This is a genomic window from Pelomonas sp. SE-A7 (assembly GCF_030345705.1).
GTDB lineage: Bacteria > Pseudomonadota > Gammaproteobacteria > Burkholderiales > Burkholderiaceae_C > JAUASW01.
Genome location: NZ_JAUASW010000002.1, coordinates 110,945 through 127,466 on the forward strand (window position 1 = coordinate 110,945; position 16,522 = coordinate 127,466).

12 protein-coding genes are annotated in these 16,522 nt (G+C 67.4%); 3 read left to right on the forward strand and 9 right to left on the reverse strand.

Features of this window, described 5'->3' with window-relative positions; genetic code table 11:
- Positions 1-7: 7 nt before the first annotated feature.
- Positions 8-778 (forward strand): rhamnogalacturonan acetylesterase, encoded by a 771-nt coding sequence (locus QT382_RS14570; RefSeq protein WP_289254829.1) that lies wholly within the window; start codon positions 8-10, stop codon positions 776-778.
- On the opposite strand, the gene QT382_RS14575 is transcribed toward QT382_RS14570, so the two are convergent.
- From QT382_RS14575 to QT382_RS14615, 9 genes are read right to left on the reverse strand one after another with little or no spacing between them, the layout of a single operon-like run.
- On the reverse strand, positions 772-1,938 hold the full coding sequence (locus QT382_RS14575; RefSeq protein WP_289254830.1) for a dienelactone hydrolase family protein: 1,167 nt from the start codon (positions 1,936-1,938) through the stop codon (positions 772-774). The genes QT382_RS14570 and QT382_RS14575 overlap by 7 nt on opposite strands.
- Before the next feature lie 37 nt (positions 1,939-1,975).
- Positions 1,976-2,686 (reverse strand): carbonic anhydrase, encoded by a 711-nt coding sequence (locus QT382_RS14580; protein ID WP_289254831.1) that lies wholly within the window; start codon positions 2,684-2,686, stop codon positions 1,976-1,978.
- 9 nt (positions 2,687-2,695) lie between these two features.
- Positions 2,696-3,565 (reverse strand): peptidylprolyl isomerase, encoded by an 870-nt coding sequence (locus tag QT382_RS14585; protein WP_289254832.1) that lies wholly within the window; start codon positions 3,563-3,565, stop codon positions 2,696-2,698.
- Positions 3,566-3,587: 22 nt separating this feature from the next.
- Positions 3,588-4,307, reverse strand: coding sequence for a respiratory nitrate reductase subunit gamma (gene narI / locus QT382_RS14590; RefSeq protein WP_289254833.1), 720 nt, complete (start codon positions 4,305-4,307; stop codon positions 3,588-3,590).
- Positions 4,304-5,002, reverse strand: coding sequence for a nitrate reductase molybdenum cofactor assembly chaperone (gene narJ, locus QT382_RS14595; protein ID WP_289254834.1), 699 nt, complete (start codon positions 5,000-5,002; stop codon positions 4,304-4,306). The genes narI and narJ overlap by 4 nt, the downstream gene beginning before the upstream one ends.
- 10 nt (positions 5,003-5,012) lie before the next feature.
- Positions 5,013-6,536, reverse strand: coding sequence for a nitrate reductase subunit beta (gene narH / locus QT382_RS14600; RefSeq protein ID WP_289254835.1), 1,524 nt, complete (start codon positions 6,534-6,536; stop codon positions 5,013-5,015).
- Positions 6,533-10,309, reverse strand: a complete 3,777-nt coding sequence (locus QT382_RS14605; protein ID WP_289254836.1) for a nitrate reductase subunit alpha — start codon at positions 10,307-10,309, stop codon at positions 6,533-6,535. Before QT382_RS14605 ends, narH begins: the two co-directional genes overlap by 4 nt.
- 26 nt (positions 10,310-10,335) lie before the next feature.
- The gene (locus QT382_RS14610; protein WP_289254837.1) at positions 10,336-11,997 is read right to left on the reverse strand and encodes an MFS transporter; all 1,662 of its coding nucleotides are present in this window, start codon (positions 11,995-11,997) and stop codon (positions 10,336-10,338) included.
- A 25-nt stretch (positions 11,998-12,022) separates the two neighbouring features.
- Positions 12,023-13,315, reverse strand: coding sequence for an MFS transporter (locus QT382_RS14615; protein ID WP_289254838.1), 1,293 nt, complete (start codon positions 13,313-13,315; stop codon positions 12,023-12,025).
- A gap of 254 nt (positions 13,316-13,569) precedes the next feature.
- Between QT382_RS14615 and QT382_RS14620 the strand changes: the two genes are divergently transcribed.
- Together QT382_RS14620 and QT382_RS14625 are read left to right on the forward strand one after the other, a co-directional pair.
- Positions 13,570-14,370, forward strand: a complete 801-nt coding sequence (locus tag QT382_RS14620) for a Crp/Fnr family transcriptional regulator (protein WP_289254839.1) — start codon at positions 13,570-13,572, stop codon at positions 14,368-14,370.
- A 101-nt stretch (positions 14,371-14,471) separates the two neighbouring features.
- Positions 14,472-16,520 carry an alpha/beta hydrolase family protein gene (locus QT382_RS14625; RefSeq protein ID WP_289254840.1) on the forward strand — a complete coding sequence of 683 codons (2,049 nt, stop codon included), beginning with the start codon at positions 14,472-14,474 and terminating at the stop codon, positions 16,518-16,520.
- Positions 16,521-16,522 lie beyond the last annotated feature (2 nt).

Sequence of the window (16,522 nt, forward strand, 5' to 3'; positions counted from 1 at the left end):
CCTGACGATGATGAAACGACTGCTGCTCCCGCTCGCCATGGCCGCCGCCTGCGCTGCGGCGCCAGCCCAGACCCTGGGCCTGCGCCTCATCCTCGTAGGCGACTCGACGATGGCGCCGCGCAGCGGCTATGGCAACGCGCTCTGCGAGCGCCTGCCGCTGCTGGCCTGCCTGAACCTGGCCCGCGGTGGCCGCAGCAGCAAGAGCTACCGCGCCGAGGGTCTGTGGAACAGCGTGACCACGCTGCTGCGCGAAGGCGGCCAGAAGGACCTGGTGCTGATCCAGTTCGGCCACAACGACCAGCCGGGCAAGCCCGGTCGCTCGACCGACCTCGCCACCGAGTTCCCGCCCAACCTCGCCGCCTATGTCGACGAGGTGCGCGCTGCAGGCGGCACGCCGGTGCTGCTGACGCCGCTGACCCGCCGCTCGTTCAAGGCCGGCCAATTGCAGAACGATCTGGGGCCCTGGGCCGACGCGATCCGCAAGGTGGCCGCCGACAAGGGCGTCCAAGTGCTGGACCTGAACGCACTCAGCGCCGCCGCCGTGCAAGCCATGGGCGAGGACGAGGCCGACACCCTGGCCCTGGCGCCCAAGCCCGCCGCTCTCGCCCCGGTCCCCACAGACCCCAACCAGGTCGAACCGCAAGGCCAGCCCAAGAGCCTGTTCGACCGCACCCACGTCGGGCCCAAGGGCGCGGCCCTGTTTGCCGACATCGTCCTGAAGGAGCTGCTGAAGCTCAGGCCGGAACTGCAGGCAGCGACCGGCGCCCGCGCTCAGTAGGTCTTGATCTGGCGACGTTCCAGCCAGTTGAACGCCGCCTCCTGCTGCTGGGCCGTGAACTGGTGACCGCCCGGCCACATGCGGGTCTCCAGCCTGTACCCGGCGCTGTTCGCCACCCAGACCTCACGCAGCCTTGAAAAGGCCTCGGCCACGGCGGCCGGCGGGAACAGCAGGTCCTGCTCGCCGGCATAGAACAAGGCCGGCTTCGGTGCCGCCAGCGCGGCCACGTCGGGATAGTCCAGGTAGCGGGCCAGGCCGGGGTGCAGCATCGCAAACGCCGACTGGCCCTTGAGCTGGTTGTTGCCCGGGACCATCAGGCCCTGCAAGCCCGCCATCCAGTTGACGGCGATGCAGTAGCCCACGTCGTCGGACAGCGCCGCCAGCTGCCAGGCCCGCTGCGCGCCCATCGAGAAGCCGATGGCCGATACGCGAGAGCGGTCGACCTCGGGCCGCGTGGCCAGAAAGCGCGCCAGCCTCAGATCCTCGGTCGCGATCAGGGCGGCCCAGGAGAGGCCAAAGTTCAAGAGGTTGGCGGCGAGCGCCTGTTGCTGGTCGCGCCCGAAGCCGGGGCCGCTGCGATCACTCCAGCCGAGGGCATCGGCGACCAGCACCAGATGGCCGCGTCGCGCCAGCTCATCGCCCGGAAAGCGGCCCGAGAAATAGCGATCGGCCCAGGCCTGCGCGGCCTGCTCTCGTGCGGCATCGCCCCAGGGCCGCACCAGCTTCTCCTTGCCGATGTCGAAGCGGGCGCCATGGTCGTGCAGCATCAGCGCGGCCGGGAACGGGCCGGCGCCCTTGGGCACCAGCATCAGCGCCGTGATCCGGGCGTACTTCGAGACGCTCAGCTCGATGCGGTGGGCCACATAGCTGCCGCGATCGATCTCATCCACAACGCGCGGCTCGAACGGGGTCGCATCCTCAGCCGGCAGCATCATCAGCTCGCGCGCCTTGGCCAGGCCCGCCGCCTGCCAGGCCTGCGGCCGGGCCTTGTCAGCCTCGGTCCACCCCAGGCTGAACTTCATCTCGCTGCGCAACTGCCCATGAAAGGCCGGCAGGCTGCCCTCGGGACCTACCAGACCACCGGCCGCCTGCGGCGGGGCCGAGGCGCCGCCCGACATCAGGGACAGGAGCAGGACGGCGGCGAGAAGCGGCTTCAGCATGGCCGCCGATTATCCCGATGGCCGCCGGTGCGCCGACTCAGCGCTGCGGCCGCCAGGCCTCGTCGATCTCGTTGAAGATCGGCTGCTGGCCGGCATCGACCGGGTCCAGGCTGTAGGGCCCGTCGCCGCTGTGCTCGGCCCGGCTGGCCGGCACGAAGCGGCCCTGCTTCACATCGAAGACGTTGACCTCGCCGTCCTCGATCACGTAATGCCAGCCATGCAGGCTGAGCCGGCCCTGCTCGACCCGCGAGCGCACCATCGGATAGTCCATCAGCCGTTCCAGCTGCAGCACGACCGAGCGTTCCTCGGTCCGGCGCAAGGCCTCGGGCGTGGGTTGTACCGGCAAGGTGGCCTCGCGCCCCAGCTCGAGCCAGGCCTTGAGGTTGGTGGCCTCCGGCGGCGGTTCGCCGTACAGCGCGCGAATGCCGCCGCAATGGCTGTGGCCGCAGACGATGATGTGCTTCACGTCGAGCGACAGCACGGCGAACTCGATGGCGGCGGCCGTGCCGTGATGACCGGCCGAACCATCGTAAGGAGGCACAAACGCCGCAACGTTGCGGACCAGGAAGAGTTCACCCGGCCCGGCCCCGGTCAGCAGATAGGGCACCAGGCGTGAGTCCGAACAGCCTATGAACAGCGTGGTCGGATGCTGGCCCTGCTCGACCAGGTCCTTGAAGCGGGATCGGTACTGCGGAAAGAAGTCCGTGTTGAACTTCCGCAGCCGATCCAGCAGTTCGTCGGCGGGCATGAGCGACACCTACTGCAGCAGCGGAGACTCGGCCCCCTCCAGTTCCACACCCTGCAGCGCGGCCGCACCGGCCAGCAGGTTCAGGTACTGGCGCAGGGCGGTCACATAGGCCTGCTGGCGCAGGGTCTGCGCGATGGCGCCCTCCACCGCTTCATAGGCCTGCTGCTGACCCGCCTCGCGCGCCTCGACGCGGATGATGTGGAAGCCGAAGCGCGTCGTGATCAGGCGCGGCAGCACGCCGACATGGGCACTACCCTCATCCTGCGCGAACAGCGCGGCCGCGAACTCGGGCGCGCAATCGCCGCGCTCCAGCCATCCAAGCTCGCCGCCCTGCCCGCCACTGGGGCAGTTGCTGGACTCGCTCGCCGCCTCGGCAAAGCTCGCCTCGTCGGCGCAGCGCAGGCCGATCAAGAGGCCCTCGGCCCGGCGGCGCAAGGCATCGATGTCCACGCCCGGCATCACGGCGAACAGGATGTGGCGGGCATTCACCCTCTCGCCCACGCTGTAGCGCGAACGGTGGGCCTCGTAGTAGCGGCGGCAGGCCGCCGCGTCGGGATCGGGCACGCGCAGCTCGCGCTCGAGCAGACGCTCGATGGCCGCCGAGGCGGCTTCGCTCTGCACGCCGTCCAGCGAGGCCACATCGTTCAGCGACAGCAGGCCGCCCTGCTGGGCCGCCTGGCGCAGCAGCTCCGAATACGCACGCTGGCGCAGCGACTCCGGGTCCGGCGACTCGCCGGCGCCATGCAAAGGAACGCCGTTGACCCGCGCCACCGGAGCGATGTTGTCGCTCTTGTAGACATCCTGCTCTTGCGTCGCTGTCTTGGCGCTGTTGTTGCCACCGCCGCAAGTGCAGCTGCCGGTTCCACCACATCCGCTCATGAGGTTCTCCTTGATTCCAGGTTCAGCGCCGCTGCGGCGTCGTATGGCCGGGCGGCAGCGAGAGCTTGCGGCTGCGCACCAGCTGGTACGGACGCACCAGGTAGGCAAGCGTGCCGAAACCGCTCCACACATGGACGAGGCGGGTGAACGGGAACACCAGGAACACCGTCATGCCGAGGAACATGTGCAGCTTGAACACCCAGGACGCGCCAGCCAGCAGCTCGACCGCACCGCTGCGGAAGGTGACGATGCGCTGGGCCCATTCGGCCAGCAGCATCATCATGCCGCCGTCCAGGTGCTGGGCCGACAGCGGGATGGTCGCGAGGCCAAGCGCCAGCTGAACCCACAGCAGCACCAGCAGGATGATGTCGCTGGCCTTGCTGTTGCGGCGGATGCGCTCGTCGCTCAGGCGGCGGTGCAGGAGGATGCTGACGCCGATGAAGCCCAGCAGGCCGGCGATGCCGCCGCTGACCATGGCCATCAGCTGCTTGTTGCCGGCGCTGATGAAGTGCTCGTACATGAAGTGCGGCGTCAGCATGCCGACCGTATGGCCGAAGAACAAGAACAGCACGCCGATGTGGAACAGGTTGCTGCCCCAGCGCAGGCTGCCCGCTCGCAGCAGCTGCGAGGAGTCGCTCTTCCAGCTGTACTGGTCGCGGTCGAAGCGCAGCAGGCTGCCGAGCAGGAAGACCGCCAGGCAGATGTAGGGATAGAGCCCGAACAGGGCGTAGTCGATGCTCATGGACGCACTCCTTGGGAGGCCGTGTGGTTCGTCTTCTTGACGATGTGGATGGGCTGGGGCGCGCCGGGCCGGCTCTGGCCCTTGGAGGAGCAGCCGTCGAAGGCCGGCGGCTCGGCCCAGGCCTCGTCCAGCGGCTCATCGACGGTGATCTGCACGGCCTGCGGCCGCTCGCCGGCCAGCTCCAGCACCGCACCGATCGCGGCCGCATAGGGGTTGTTGTCGCGCTTGATCAGGGCGGTGTGGATGGCGTTCAGGATGTGGGCCATCTCGGCCAGGAAGGCGCGGGCCGTGGCCGGCTCCTGCGTGGAGCAGAACTCCAGCACCACAGGCAGGTAGTCGGGCAATTCGCTGGCATCGAAATACATGCCACCGGCTTCGTAGGTCTTGGCCAGGTCCACCAGGGCCGGGCCGCGCTCGCGCGAGTCGCCGTGCACATGCTCGAACAGATGCAGGCTGGTGGCGCGGCCGCGGTCGAAGGTCTCCACGTACTGGGCCTGCACCGCAAAGCGTTCGCCGCGGGCCAGGCGCAGCACCAGGCCCTCCAGCTCGGCCAGGCGCTCGCTGCTGAGAGCGCCCTCGTCGCGCAGCGCCTGCAGCAGCAGGGGCAGCTGTGTCAGCAGCTCGTCCGACGGATAGTCCAGCAGGCGCGCCAGCGCGCGGCAGCTGAGGGAGATCGCAGAAGTCTTCTTGCTCATCGCCGTCTCCTCACACCGTGGTCTTGATCGGGATCGTGCGGCGCTTCTCGCCGCCGAACAGGCTGACATTCGTCTCGCCCTCGGAGCAGCCGTTTCCGAAGCTGAAGCCGCAGCCGCCGCGCAGGTCGTAGGCGTTCTCGGCGTACTCGCGGTGCGTGGTCGGGATGACGAAGCGGTCCTCGTAGTTGGCGATGGCCATGGTCTGGTACATGTCCTCGACCTCGCTCCTGATCAGGCCGACCTGATCCAGCACCGCGCGGTTCTCGACGCCGTCCACATGCTTGCCGCGCTGGTAGGCGCGCATGGCGAGCATGCGCTCCAGCGCCCGCTCCACCGGCATCACATCGCCGGCGGTCAGGAGGTTGGCCAGGTACTGGACCGGGATGCGCAGCTGCTTGAGGTCCGGGATCTCGCCATTGCTGCCTATGTGGCCGGCATGGGCAGCGGCGCTGATGGGCGACAGCGGCGGCACATACCAGACCATGGGCAGGGTGCGGTACTCCGGGTGCAGCGGCAGGGCCACCTTCCAATCGACCGCCATCTTGTAGACCGGGCTCTTGCGGGCCGACTCCAGCCACGCCTCGGGAATGCCGTCGCGGCGGGCCTGTTCGATCACGGCCGGATCGTGTGGATCCAGGAAGATGTCGAGCTGGGCCTGGTAGAGGTCCTTGTCTTCCTTGACGCTGGCGGCCTCCTCGATGCGGTCCGCGTCATACAGCAGCACGCCCAGGTAGCGGATGCGGCCCACGCAGGTTTCGGAGCAGACCGTCGGCTGGCCGGCCTCGATGCGCGGGTAGCAGAAGATGCACTTCTCGGCCTTGCCGCTCTGCCAGTTGTAGTAAATCTTCTTGTAGGGGCAGCCCGACACGCACATGCGCCAGCCACGGCACTTGTCCTGGTCGATCAGCACGATGCCGTCTTCCTCGCGCTTGTAGATCGAGCCCGAGGGGCAGGACGCGACGCAGGCCGGGTTCAGGCAGTGCTCACAGAGCCTCGGCAAATACATCATGAAGGTGTTCTCGAACTGGCCGTAGATGTCCTTCTGCACATCCTCGAAGTTCTTGTCCTTGGCCCGCTTGACGAACTCGCCGCCGAGGATCTCCTCCCAGTTCGGGCCCCATTCGATCTTCTCCATGCGCTGGCCGGTGATCAGGCTGCGCGGGCGCGCCGTGGGCGCTGCCTTGCTCTTGGGCGCCGACTGCAGGTGGTCGTAGTCGAAGGTGAAGGGCTCGTAGTAGTCGTCGATCTGCGGCAGGTTCGGGTTGGCGAAGATGCGCATCAAGAGCTTCCACTTGCCACCCTGGCGCGGCTCGATCTCGCCGCTGGCCTTCCTCACCCAGCCGCCATGCCACTTGTCCTGGTTCTCCCATTCCTTGGGATAGCCGATGCCGGGCTTGGTCTCCACGTTGTTGAACCAGGCGTATTCCATGCCGGGACGGTTGGTCCAGACGTTCTTGCAGGTGACCGAACAGGTGTGGCAGCCGATGCACTTGTCCAGGTTCAGCACCATGCCGATTTGCGCGCGGATCTTCATGCCGTCACCTCTGCAGTTTCTTCGTCGAGCCAGTCGACCTTGGCCATCTTGCGCACCAGCACGAACTCGTCGCGGTTGGTGCCTATGGTTCCGTAGTAGTTGAAGCCGTAGCTCAGCTGCGCATAGCCGCCGATCATGTGCGTGGGCTTGGTGACGATGCGGGTCACCGAGTTGTGGATGCCGCCGCGCGTGCCGGTGATCTCCGACCCCGGCGTGTTGATGATCTTTTCCTGCGAGTGGTACATCAGGGTCATGCCCGGTTTCACCCGCTGCGAGACCACCGCCCGTGCCGCGATCGCGCCGTTGGCGTTGTAGAGCTCGATCCAGTCGTTGTCGACGATGCCGGCGTCCTTGGCGTCCTGCTCCGACAGCCACACGACCGAGCCGCCGCGGTTCAGCGTCAGCATCATCAGGTTGTCGCTGTAGGTCGAGTGGATGCCCCACTTCTGGTGCGGCGTGATGAAGTTCAGCGCCACGGCCTTGTGGCCGTTGGGCTTGAGGTGCTCCACCTCGGCGATGGTCTTCAGGTCCACCGGCGGGCGGTAGCTGGTGAAGCCCTCGCCGAAGGCCTGCATCCAGGGATGGTCCTGGTAGAACTGCTGGCGCCCGGTGAGCGTGCGCCATGGGATCAGCTCATGGACATTGGTGTAGCCGGCGTTGTAGGAGACCTTCTCGCTTTCCAGGCCCGACCAGGTGGGCGAGCTGATGATCTTTCGCGGCTGCGCCTGGATGTCGCGGAAGCGGATCTTCTCGTCCTCGCGGTGCAGGGCCAGGTGGGCATGCTCGCGGCCGGTCTGCTTGCTGAGCGCCTCCCAGGCCTTGACGGCGACATGGCCGTTGGTCTCGGGGGCCAGCTGCAGGACGACCTCGGTGGCGTCGATGTCGGTCTCGATCTTCGGCATGCCGAAGGTGGCGCCCTCCTCGCGCACCCGGCCGTTCAGGTCGCCGAGCTGCTCGACCTCGGTCTTGGTGTCCCAGCCTATGCCCTTGCCGCCATTGCCCACCTTGTTCATCAAGGGGCCGAGGGCCGTGAAGCGCTTGTAGAGGTTGGGATAGTCGCGTTCCACCACCACCATCTGCGGTGCGGTCTTGCCGGGAATCAGCTCGCACTCGCCCTTCTTCCATTCCTTCACATCGAAGGGCTGGGCCAGCTCGGCCGGGCTGTCATGCATCAGCGGGCTCAGCACCAGTTCCTTCTCCACACCCAGGTGTCCGACGCAGAGCTCGCTGAACTTCTTGGCGAAGCCCTTGTAGATCTCCCAGTCGCTGCGGGCCTGCCAGGCCGGATCCACCGCGGTCGAGAGCGGGTGGATGAACGGGTGCATGTCGCTGGTGTTGAGGTCGTTCTTCTCGTACCAGGTAGCCGTGGGCAGAACGATGTCCGAATACAGGCAGGTCGTGCTCATGCGGAAGTCCAGCGTGACCAGCAGGTCCAGCTTGCCTTCGGGCGCCTTGGCATGCCACTCGACTTCCTGCGGTTTCGCATCGTTGGGACCCAGGTCCTTGCCCTGAACACCGTGGGTCGTTCCGAGCAGATGTTTGAGGAAGTACTCATGGCCCTTGCCCGAGGAGCCCAGGATGTTGGAGCGCCACACGAACATGTTGCGCGGCCAGTTGTTCGGATGGTCGGGGTCCTCGCAGCTCATGCGCAGCGAGCCGTCCTTCAGGCCCTGCACCGCGAAGTCCTTGGCATCGACGCCGGCCGCCTGGGCCTGCTTGACCAGGTTGATCGGGTTGGTCTGCAGCTGCGGCGCGCTGGGCAGCCAGCCCATGCGCTCGGCGCGCACGTTGTAGTCGATCAGGCTGCCGCCGAACTTCTGCTTGTCGGCCAGCGGTGAGAGCACCTCGGACACATCCAGCTTCTCGTAGCGCCACTGGTCGGTATGGGCATAGAAGAAGCTGGTCGAGTTCTGCTGGCGCGGCGGGCGTATCCAGTCCAGCGCGAACGCGAGCGCGGTCCAGCCGGTCTGTGGCCGCAGCTTTTCCTGGCCCACGTAATGCGCCCAGCCGCCGCCGCTCTGGCCTATGCAGCCGCACATCATCAGCAGGTTGATGATGCCGCGGTAGTTCATGTCGCAGTGGTACCAGTGGTTCATGGCCGCGCCGATGATCACCATGGACTTGCCGCGGGTCTTGTCGGCGTTGTCGGCGAACTGACGAGCCACGGCAACGACCTGCTCTCGTTTCACCCCCGTGATGCTCTCGGCCCAGGCCGGCGTGTAGGGCTTGTCGTCGTCGTAGCTTTCGGGCGTGTCGTCGCCGAAGCCGCGGTTGATGCCGTACTGCGCCACCTGCAGGTCGAACACGGTGGCGACCAGCACCTCCTCGGCGTCCTCATGCTTGCCGAGCTTCAGGCGCACGGCCGGCACGCGGCGCTGGATCACGTCCTGCTGCTTGTTGGCGGTGAAGTGCGGCGTCTCCACGCCACCGAAGTAGGGGAAGCCGACCTCGACCAGCTCATGGGCCTGTTCGCCGTCCTCGACCACGCTGAGCTTCAGCTTCACGTCGCTGTCGCTGCGAGCCTCCTTGTTCTCGAGGTTCCACTTGCCTTCGTCGGCGCGGCCGTTGGGGCCCCAGCGGAAACCGATCGAACCATTCGGCAGCACCACCTTGCCCAGCTCGTCGAAGGCCAGGGTCTTCCACTCGGGGTTGTTGTCCTGGCCCAGCCTGCCGCCGAAGTCGCTGGCGCGCAGGTAGTGGTCGGGCACCAGCAGCTCGCGGCCGTCTGCCGTCGTCTGCTTCTTCAAGCGGACCAGCATGGGCAGGTCGGTGTAGCGGCGGGCGTAGTCGTCGAAGTACGCGGACCGCTTGTCGAAGAAGAACTCCTTCAGCACCACATGGCCCATGGCCATGGCGATGGCCGCGTCGGTGCCCTGCTTGGGGTGCAGCCAGAGGTCGGCCAGCTTGGAGATCTCGGCGTAGTCCGGCGTGATCGCCACCGTCTTGGCGCCCTTGTAGCGCACCTCGGTGAAGAAGTGGGCATCCGGCGTGCGCGTCTGCGGCACGTTGGAACCCCAGGCGATGATGAAGGTCGAGTTGTACCAATCGGCGCTCTCGGGCACGTCGGTCTGCTCGCCCCAGATCTGCGGGCTGGCCGGCGGCAGGTCGCAGTACCAGTCGTAGAAGCTCATGCAGACGCCGCCCATCAGGCTGAGATAGCGGCTGCCGGCGGCATAGGAGATCATCGACATGGCCGGGATCGGCGAGAAGCCGATCACGCGGTCGGGGCCATGCTTCTTGACCGTGTAGATGTTGGCCGAGGCGATGATCTCGTTGACCTCGTCCCAGCTCGAGCGCACGAAGCCGCCCAGGCCCCGGTCCTTCTGCCATTCACGCCGGGCTTCCGTGTTCTCGACGATGTTGGCCCAGGCGTCGACCGGCGTCCGGGCCACGGCGCGGGCGGCGCGCCAGGACTTGAGCAGCGAGCCGCGCACCATCGGGTACTTCACCCGGTTGGCGCTGTAAAGGTACCAGCTGTAGCTGGCACCACGGGCGCAGCCGCGAGGCTCGTGGTTGGGCAGGTCGGGCCGGGTGCGCGGGTAGTCGGTCTGCTGGGTTTCCCAGGTGACGATGCCGCCTTTGACATAGATCTTCCAGGAGCAGGAGCCGGTGCAGTTCGTGCCATGGGTGGAGCGCACGATCTTGTCGTGGGCCCAGCGGTCGCGGTAGGCGTCTTCCCAGGTCCGGTCCTCGCCGGTGGTGCGGCCGTGGCCGTCGGCGAAGTCTTGCTTGGGCTGCGCGAAGTAGCTCAGACGGTCGAGAAAGTGACTCATGGTGGGTCCTCAGGAAACTTGGCAATTCAGGGGTTCTTGATCTCTGCGCCGCCGCGCAGGTAGAACCACCAGTTCAGCAACAGGCAGACGGCGTAGAACACGGCGAAGCCGTAGAAGGCGTACTGCGGCGTGCCGGCCTTGATCTGCTGACCGATCAGCACCGGCGCGATGAAGGCGCCGTAGGCCGCCACGGCCGAGGTCCAGCCCAGCACCGGGCCGGCCTGCTGGCGGTCGAAGATCACGCCCACGCTGCGGAAGGTCGAGCCGTTGCCGACGCCGCTCGCGGCGAACAGCAGCACCATCAGGCCCATGAACATCGGAAAGTGCTGCTCCGGCGTGGCCGAGCCATAGGCCTGCATCAGCACATAGCCGACGGCGGCCGATGCCACGACCATCACGGCCGAGATCACCTGGGTGACGATGGAGCCGCCCACCTTGTCGGAGATCCAGCCGCCGATCGGGCGCACGGCGGCGCCGACGAAGGGGCCGATCCAGGCATAGGTCAGGGCCGAAGGCGCGTTGGGGTTCTTCAGCGTGTGCTGCAGCACGCCGGCCGCGTCGGGGATGTGCTGGAAGCCGAAGATCACCGTGATCGCCAGCGGCAGGGCCATCGAGAAGCCGATGAAGCTGCCGAAGGTCACGACGTAGAGCGCGGTCAGGCTCCAGGTGTGCTTGTTGGAGAAGATCGCGAACTGCTTGGCCACGTTCTCCTTCATGGCGCCGAAGGCCGCCAGCCGCATCACGGCCAGGGCCGCGACGATGTCCAGCGGAATCGCCACCCACATGTTCAGGAGGCCCAGGCCCGTGGGTGCGGGCAGGTAGAGGTAGAGCATCCCGATCGATGGGATGAAGGCCAGCGAGTACAGGTAGGTGATCTTCAGGAACGCCGAGATCGGCGAGCCGCTGTTCGGCGTCACCGTCTTCAGGTTGTTCATGCCGAACCAGCAGAGCATGGACAGAGGCACCAGGGACAGCACCCAGGCGAAGCCGGCGTTCTGGATCCAGGTCGGCGTGCCGGCCTTGATCTTGCCGAAGATCCAGCCGCTGTCCTTCACCAGCAGCATGGGCTCGCCGCCGAAGCCGAGCCAGCCGAACAGGCTGACCGTCATCACCAGCGGGATCACGATCTGCATCGTGGTCACGCCGAAGTTGCCCAGGCCGGCATTGAGGCCCAGGGCCGTGCCCTGCAGGCGCTTGGGGAAGAAGGTCGAGATGTTGGACATCGACGAAGCGAAGTTGCCGCCGCCCACGCCGGACCACAGGGCCATCAGCTGGAAGGCCCACAGCGGCCAGTCCTTGTGCTGCAGGCAGATGCCGGTGCCGATCGCCGGCGCCAGCAGCATGGCCGTGGTCAGGAAGATGGTGTTGCGGCCGCCGGCCATGCGGATCAGGAAGCTGGCCGGGATGCGCATGGTGGCGCCCGAAATGCCGGCGATGGCGGTCAGCGTGAACAGCTCGGCCTGCGTGAACGGGAAGCCCAGGTTCAGCATCTGCACCGTGATGATTCCCCACATGCCCCAGACCGCGAAGCCGCAGAGCAAGGCGGGAATCGAGATCCAGAGGTTGCGGTAGGCGATGCGCTTGCCGGTCGAGTTCCAGTAGCTCTCGTCTTCGGGACGCCAGTCCTGGATATCGGCACCGCTGTCGGTGGCGACAACCGGGGCGACGCGGGTGGTCGTGGTGTTCATGGTGTTTCCTTGTGTGCCGTCGGGGTCAGCGAGCAAAGCTGCGCGACATCGGCGATGCGGGGGCGTTCTTGCCCATCAGCTCGGTCTTGCGCACCTCGGTCCAGTACATCCAGATCAGCGAGACCCAGACCACGCCGTACATCAGCATGAAGGCGCTGGAGCGCACGCCGGTGAGGTCCATCAGCAGGCCGAACAGGATGGGCAGGATGAAGCCGCCCAGGCCGCCGGCCAGGCCCACGATGCCGCTGATCGCGCCTATGTTCTGGCCGTAGTCGTCGCTGATGTACTTGAAGACGCTGGCCTTGCCGAAGGCCCAGGCCACGCCCAGCACCGCCAGCAGTGCGGTGAAGCCGTAGACGCTCAGGCCGATGTGGAAAGTCCGCGGGCCGTTGACCGTGGTGACCGTGAAATCGGTCTGCGGATAGGACAGCAGGAACAGGCAGATCCAGCTCACCCACATCACCCACCAGGTGACGCTGTGGGCACCGTACTTGTCCGACAGCCAGCCGCCGATGGCGCGCAGCACGCCGCCGGGCAGCGAGAAGCAGGCAGCCAGCAAGGCAGCGACGCGGATGTCGAGGCCGTATTCACCCACGTAGTACTGCACCATCCACAGCGACAGCGCCACATAGCCGCCGAACACGATGGAGTAGTACTGGCAGTACTTCAGGACCTTGGGGTCCTTCAGGGCCTTCAGCTGCTCGCCAAAGCTGGCCTTGCTCGCCACCACATGGCTCTCGTCATGCGCGCTGAACAGCCAGAACAGGATGGCCGTGCCCAGCAGGATGGCCGCATAGACCTGGGGCACCATCACCCAGCCGAAGGCCACCACCAGGGCCGGAGCGACGAACTTGTTGACCGCCGCGCCCGAGTTGCCGGCGCCGAACACGCCCATGGCGAAGCCCTGGCGGCTCTTGGGAAACCAGCGCGCCACATAGGGCGTGCCGACCGAGAACGAGCCGCCGGCCAGGCCCACGAACAGGCCGATGGTCAGGAATTGCCAGTAGGCCGTGGCATAGCTCATCAGCCAGATAGGGATCACGCAGGCCAGCATCAGCGCGAAGAACACCAGGCGGCCGCCGTAGCGGTCGGTCCAGATGCCCAGCGGTACGCGGATCAGCGAGCCGGTCAGCACCGGCGTGGCGGTCAGCAGGCCGAACTCGGTGGCATTCAGGCCCAGCTGCTTCTTGATCGGGATGCCGATGACGCCGAACATCATCCAGACCATGAAGCAGACGGTGAAGGCCAGGGTGCTGACGATCAGCACCGACAGCGCACGGCCGGACCCTGGGGTGGTGGCGGATTTGGCGGAGGACATGAGGAAGCGCTCCTTGCGGTGACCTGTTCAATGGCTTGAGCTCACTGTAGGAATCGCCCGCCTTGCCGTGCATCCATCGGGCGGCTGGGTCGCCCCGCGCAGAAGAACTAGGCCGCCACGCGACGACATAGTCCGAAAGAACTAGCCGACGGCCCGTCGCTGCCTTTCTTGCAGCAGATCAAAACCATGCAGTTCGTTCAGGTGATCGACTACGCGTCCATACGGACAGGCAGCACTGCCGGAGGAGACGACCCATGATCCAGAGCCAGCCCCTGGTCAGCCCGGCCCGGCGACCGGCCGGCCTGCCCGCGCCGACGGTGCCGGACGACGACAGCGCCAGACCCTCGGAGGCCTCGCCACTGCGCCTGGCGCTGCGCCGGGCGCTGGCCGGCGAGTTGGTCAGCCCTTCGGCGCTGCGTGCCTTGGAGAGGCTGGGTCAGACGCGCGCGCTGCGCGCCGGCGAGACGCTGCTGCGGGCCGGCGAGGCGCCTGTCGAGCACCTATGGCTGCTGCTCGACGGCCTGGCCTGCACCGGCAAGCGCGATGCCCGCAACCGCTGGTGGCAGTCGCGTGAGCTGGTGGACGGCGACTGGATCGACGTCGCAAGCAGCTGGCGCGAACCGGCGGTGGCGCTGGAGACGGTGGTCGCCCAGACGCCCGCCCTGGCCTGCGCCTTCCCGGCCTCAGCCGTGCTGGCGCTCTGCGATGGCGAACCGGGCCTGATGCACGCCCTGGTTCGCGCCCTTGCCGACCAGCTGGCGGCGGCCACCCTGGCCAAGCAGGCCCTGCTGACTCGCGACGTCACCGCCAGGCTGGCCGCCTGGTTGTTGGAGCAGCACGAGGCAGCCGGCGGTGCAGCGACCGAGCTGGTGCTGCGGCAGCAGAAGCGCCTGATCGCCTCTCAGCTGGGCATCACGCCGGAGACCTTGTCCCGCACGCTCAAGAGCCTGCAGGACCAGGGGCTGGTGAGGATGGACCACTACCGGGTCCTGTTCCGCGATCTGGCGCAGCTGAGGCGGCTGGCGGCGCGGGTGCCGCCCTTGTATTCGCGATAGGCCCGAGGCGGTATTGGCTAGCGGTACATCGGCCCGGCTCGGCGATCTTTGAAGGCCGCTATGCTCCGCCCCGCGACCTGAGCGGTCGCTGAGGGAGCCCCATGAAAACAATGACCATCGTGCGCCTGCTGTGGACGCTCTTGTGCCTGGCCGGCCTGCCGGTGCAGGCGCAGCAGGCACCGGCCGCCGCCGAGCCGTCGGCCCGTCGGGCCGCCTTGCCCAACGCCTCGGTGTTCTTCCGCGGGCCGGAGCTGTACGAGGCCAAGCTCTCGCCCTCCGGCCGCATGCTGGCCATCACCACGCGCCGCAGCGGAGTCCGCGTGGGTCTCTTCCTGATCGACCTGGCCCAGGGCAGCAAGCCCAACCGCCTGGCCCAGTTCAAGGATGTGGACATCTGGAACATCCACTGGGTCAACGACGAGCGGCTGCTGTTCAGTGCGGTGGACTATTCGCGCGGCAGCGGCAGCCCCGAGGGCGCGCCGGGCCTGTTCGCCATCGATACCGGCAACGGCGAGATCACCGAGCTGGTGCAGCGCGAGACGCCCATTGTTTCAGAGGGTTCGATTCGGCGCCGGGTGCTGGACCTGAACCATCAGCTGCTGTGGGCCCCCGAGTCGGCCGCCGACGCCGACGGCGAGCAGGTCCTGATCGCCAAGCTGCGCGATGGCGGCAGCGGCATGTCGCCCTTCCTCAGCCCGCTGTGGCTCAACATCCGCACCGGCCGCAGCCAGCGCGGCGATCTGGAACTGCCGGGCGGCACCCGCCAGCTGCTGACCGACAGCCGGGGCCAGCCGCGCCTGGCCACCACCCTGGACGGACGCCGGCAGAAGCTGCACTGGCGCGGACCGCAGGACAAGGGCTGGCGCGTGCTGGCCGAGGGCGACCTGCTGGACATGCCCTTCACGCCGCGTTGGGTCGACGACCAGGGGCAGCTCTTTGTTCAATCGCGCGACAGCAGCGGCCTGCTGGTCTTCGGCCTCTACGACTTCGCCCGCAACCGTCCCGCCGAACCACTGGTGCGGGTCGAAGGTTTCGATTTCGAAGGCCAGGTCGTGGCCGAGCAAGGCCGGGTGCTGGGCATTCGCGTCGAGCATGACGCCGAGACCACGGTCTGGTTCGAGCCGGCGCTCAAGGCCATCCAGGCCGCGGTGGACAAGCGGCTGCCGGGCAAGGTCAACCGCCTCAGCTGCCGGCGCTGCGACCAGCCCGATGCGGTGGTGCTGGTGCGCTCCTATTCCGACCAGGATCCCGGCAGGCTCTGGGTCTACAGGCCCCAAGCTGCCGAGGGTCAACCGGCGTGGCTGCCGCTGGGCACGCTGATGCCCGGCGTCGATCCGGCCCGCATGGCGCAGCGCGAGTTCCAGCGTATCAAGGCCCGCGATGGCCGCGATCTGCCGGTCTGGATCACCCGCCCGGCCGGCCTGCCAGCCGGCCAGGCGGCGCCGGCCGTGGTGCTGGTTCACGGCGGGCCCTGGGTGCGCCACGGGCGCTGGCAATGGGACCCCATGTCGCAGTTCCTGGCCTCGCGCGGCTACCTGGTGATCGAGCCCGAGTTCCGCGGCAGCACCGGCTACGGCGAGGCGCATTTCAAGGCCGGCTGGAAGCAATGGGGCCAGGCCATGCAGGACGACGTGGCCGACGCCCTGCTCTGGGCCCGCCAGCAAAAACTCGCCGACGACCGCGCCTGCATTGCCGGCGCCAGCTATGGCGGCTACAGCGCGCTGATGGGCCTGGCCCGTCATGGCGATCTCTACCGCTGCGGCATCGCCTGGGTGGCGGTGACCGACCTCAAGCTGCTGGTCGAAGGCTCCTGGTGGATACGCGACGATGCCGGTGCCCTGGCCCGTCGCTATTCGATTCCGGAAATGATCGGCGACGCCAAGGCGGACGCCGCCATGCTGGCCGCCAACTCACCGGTGCTGCTGGCCGACAGGATCAAGGCACCGGTGCTGCTGGCGTTCGGCGAGGCCGACCTGCGCGTGCCGCTGGCCCATGGCAAGCGCATGCGCGAGGCGCTGACCGCCGCCGGCAACGAGCCGCAATGGGTGGTCTACCCCGGCGAGGGCCATGGCTTCAGCCTGATGCAGAACCGCCTGGATTTCGCGCGCCGGGTCGAGCAGTTCCTGGCCACCCACCTGGCGCCGCGCTGAAC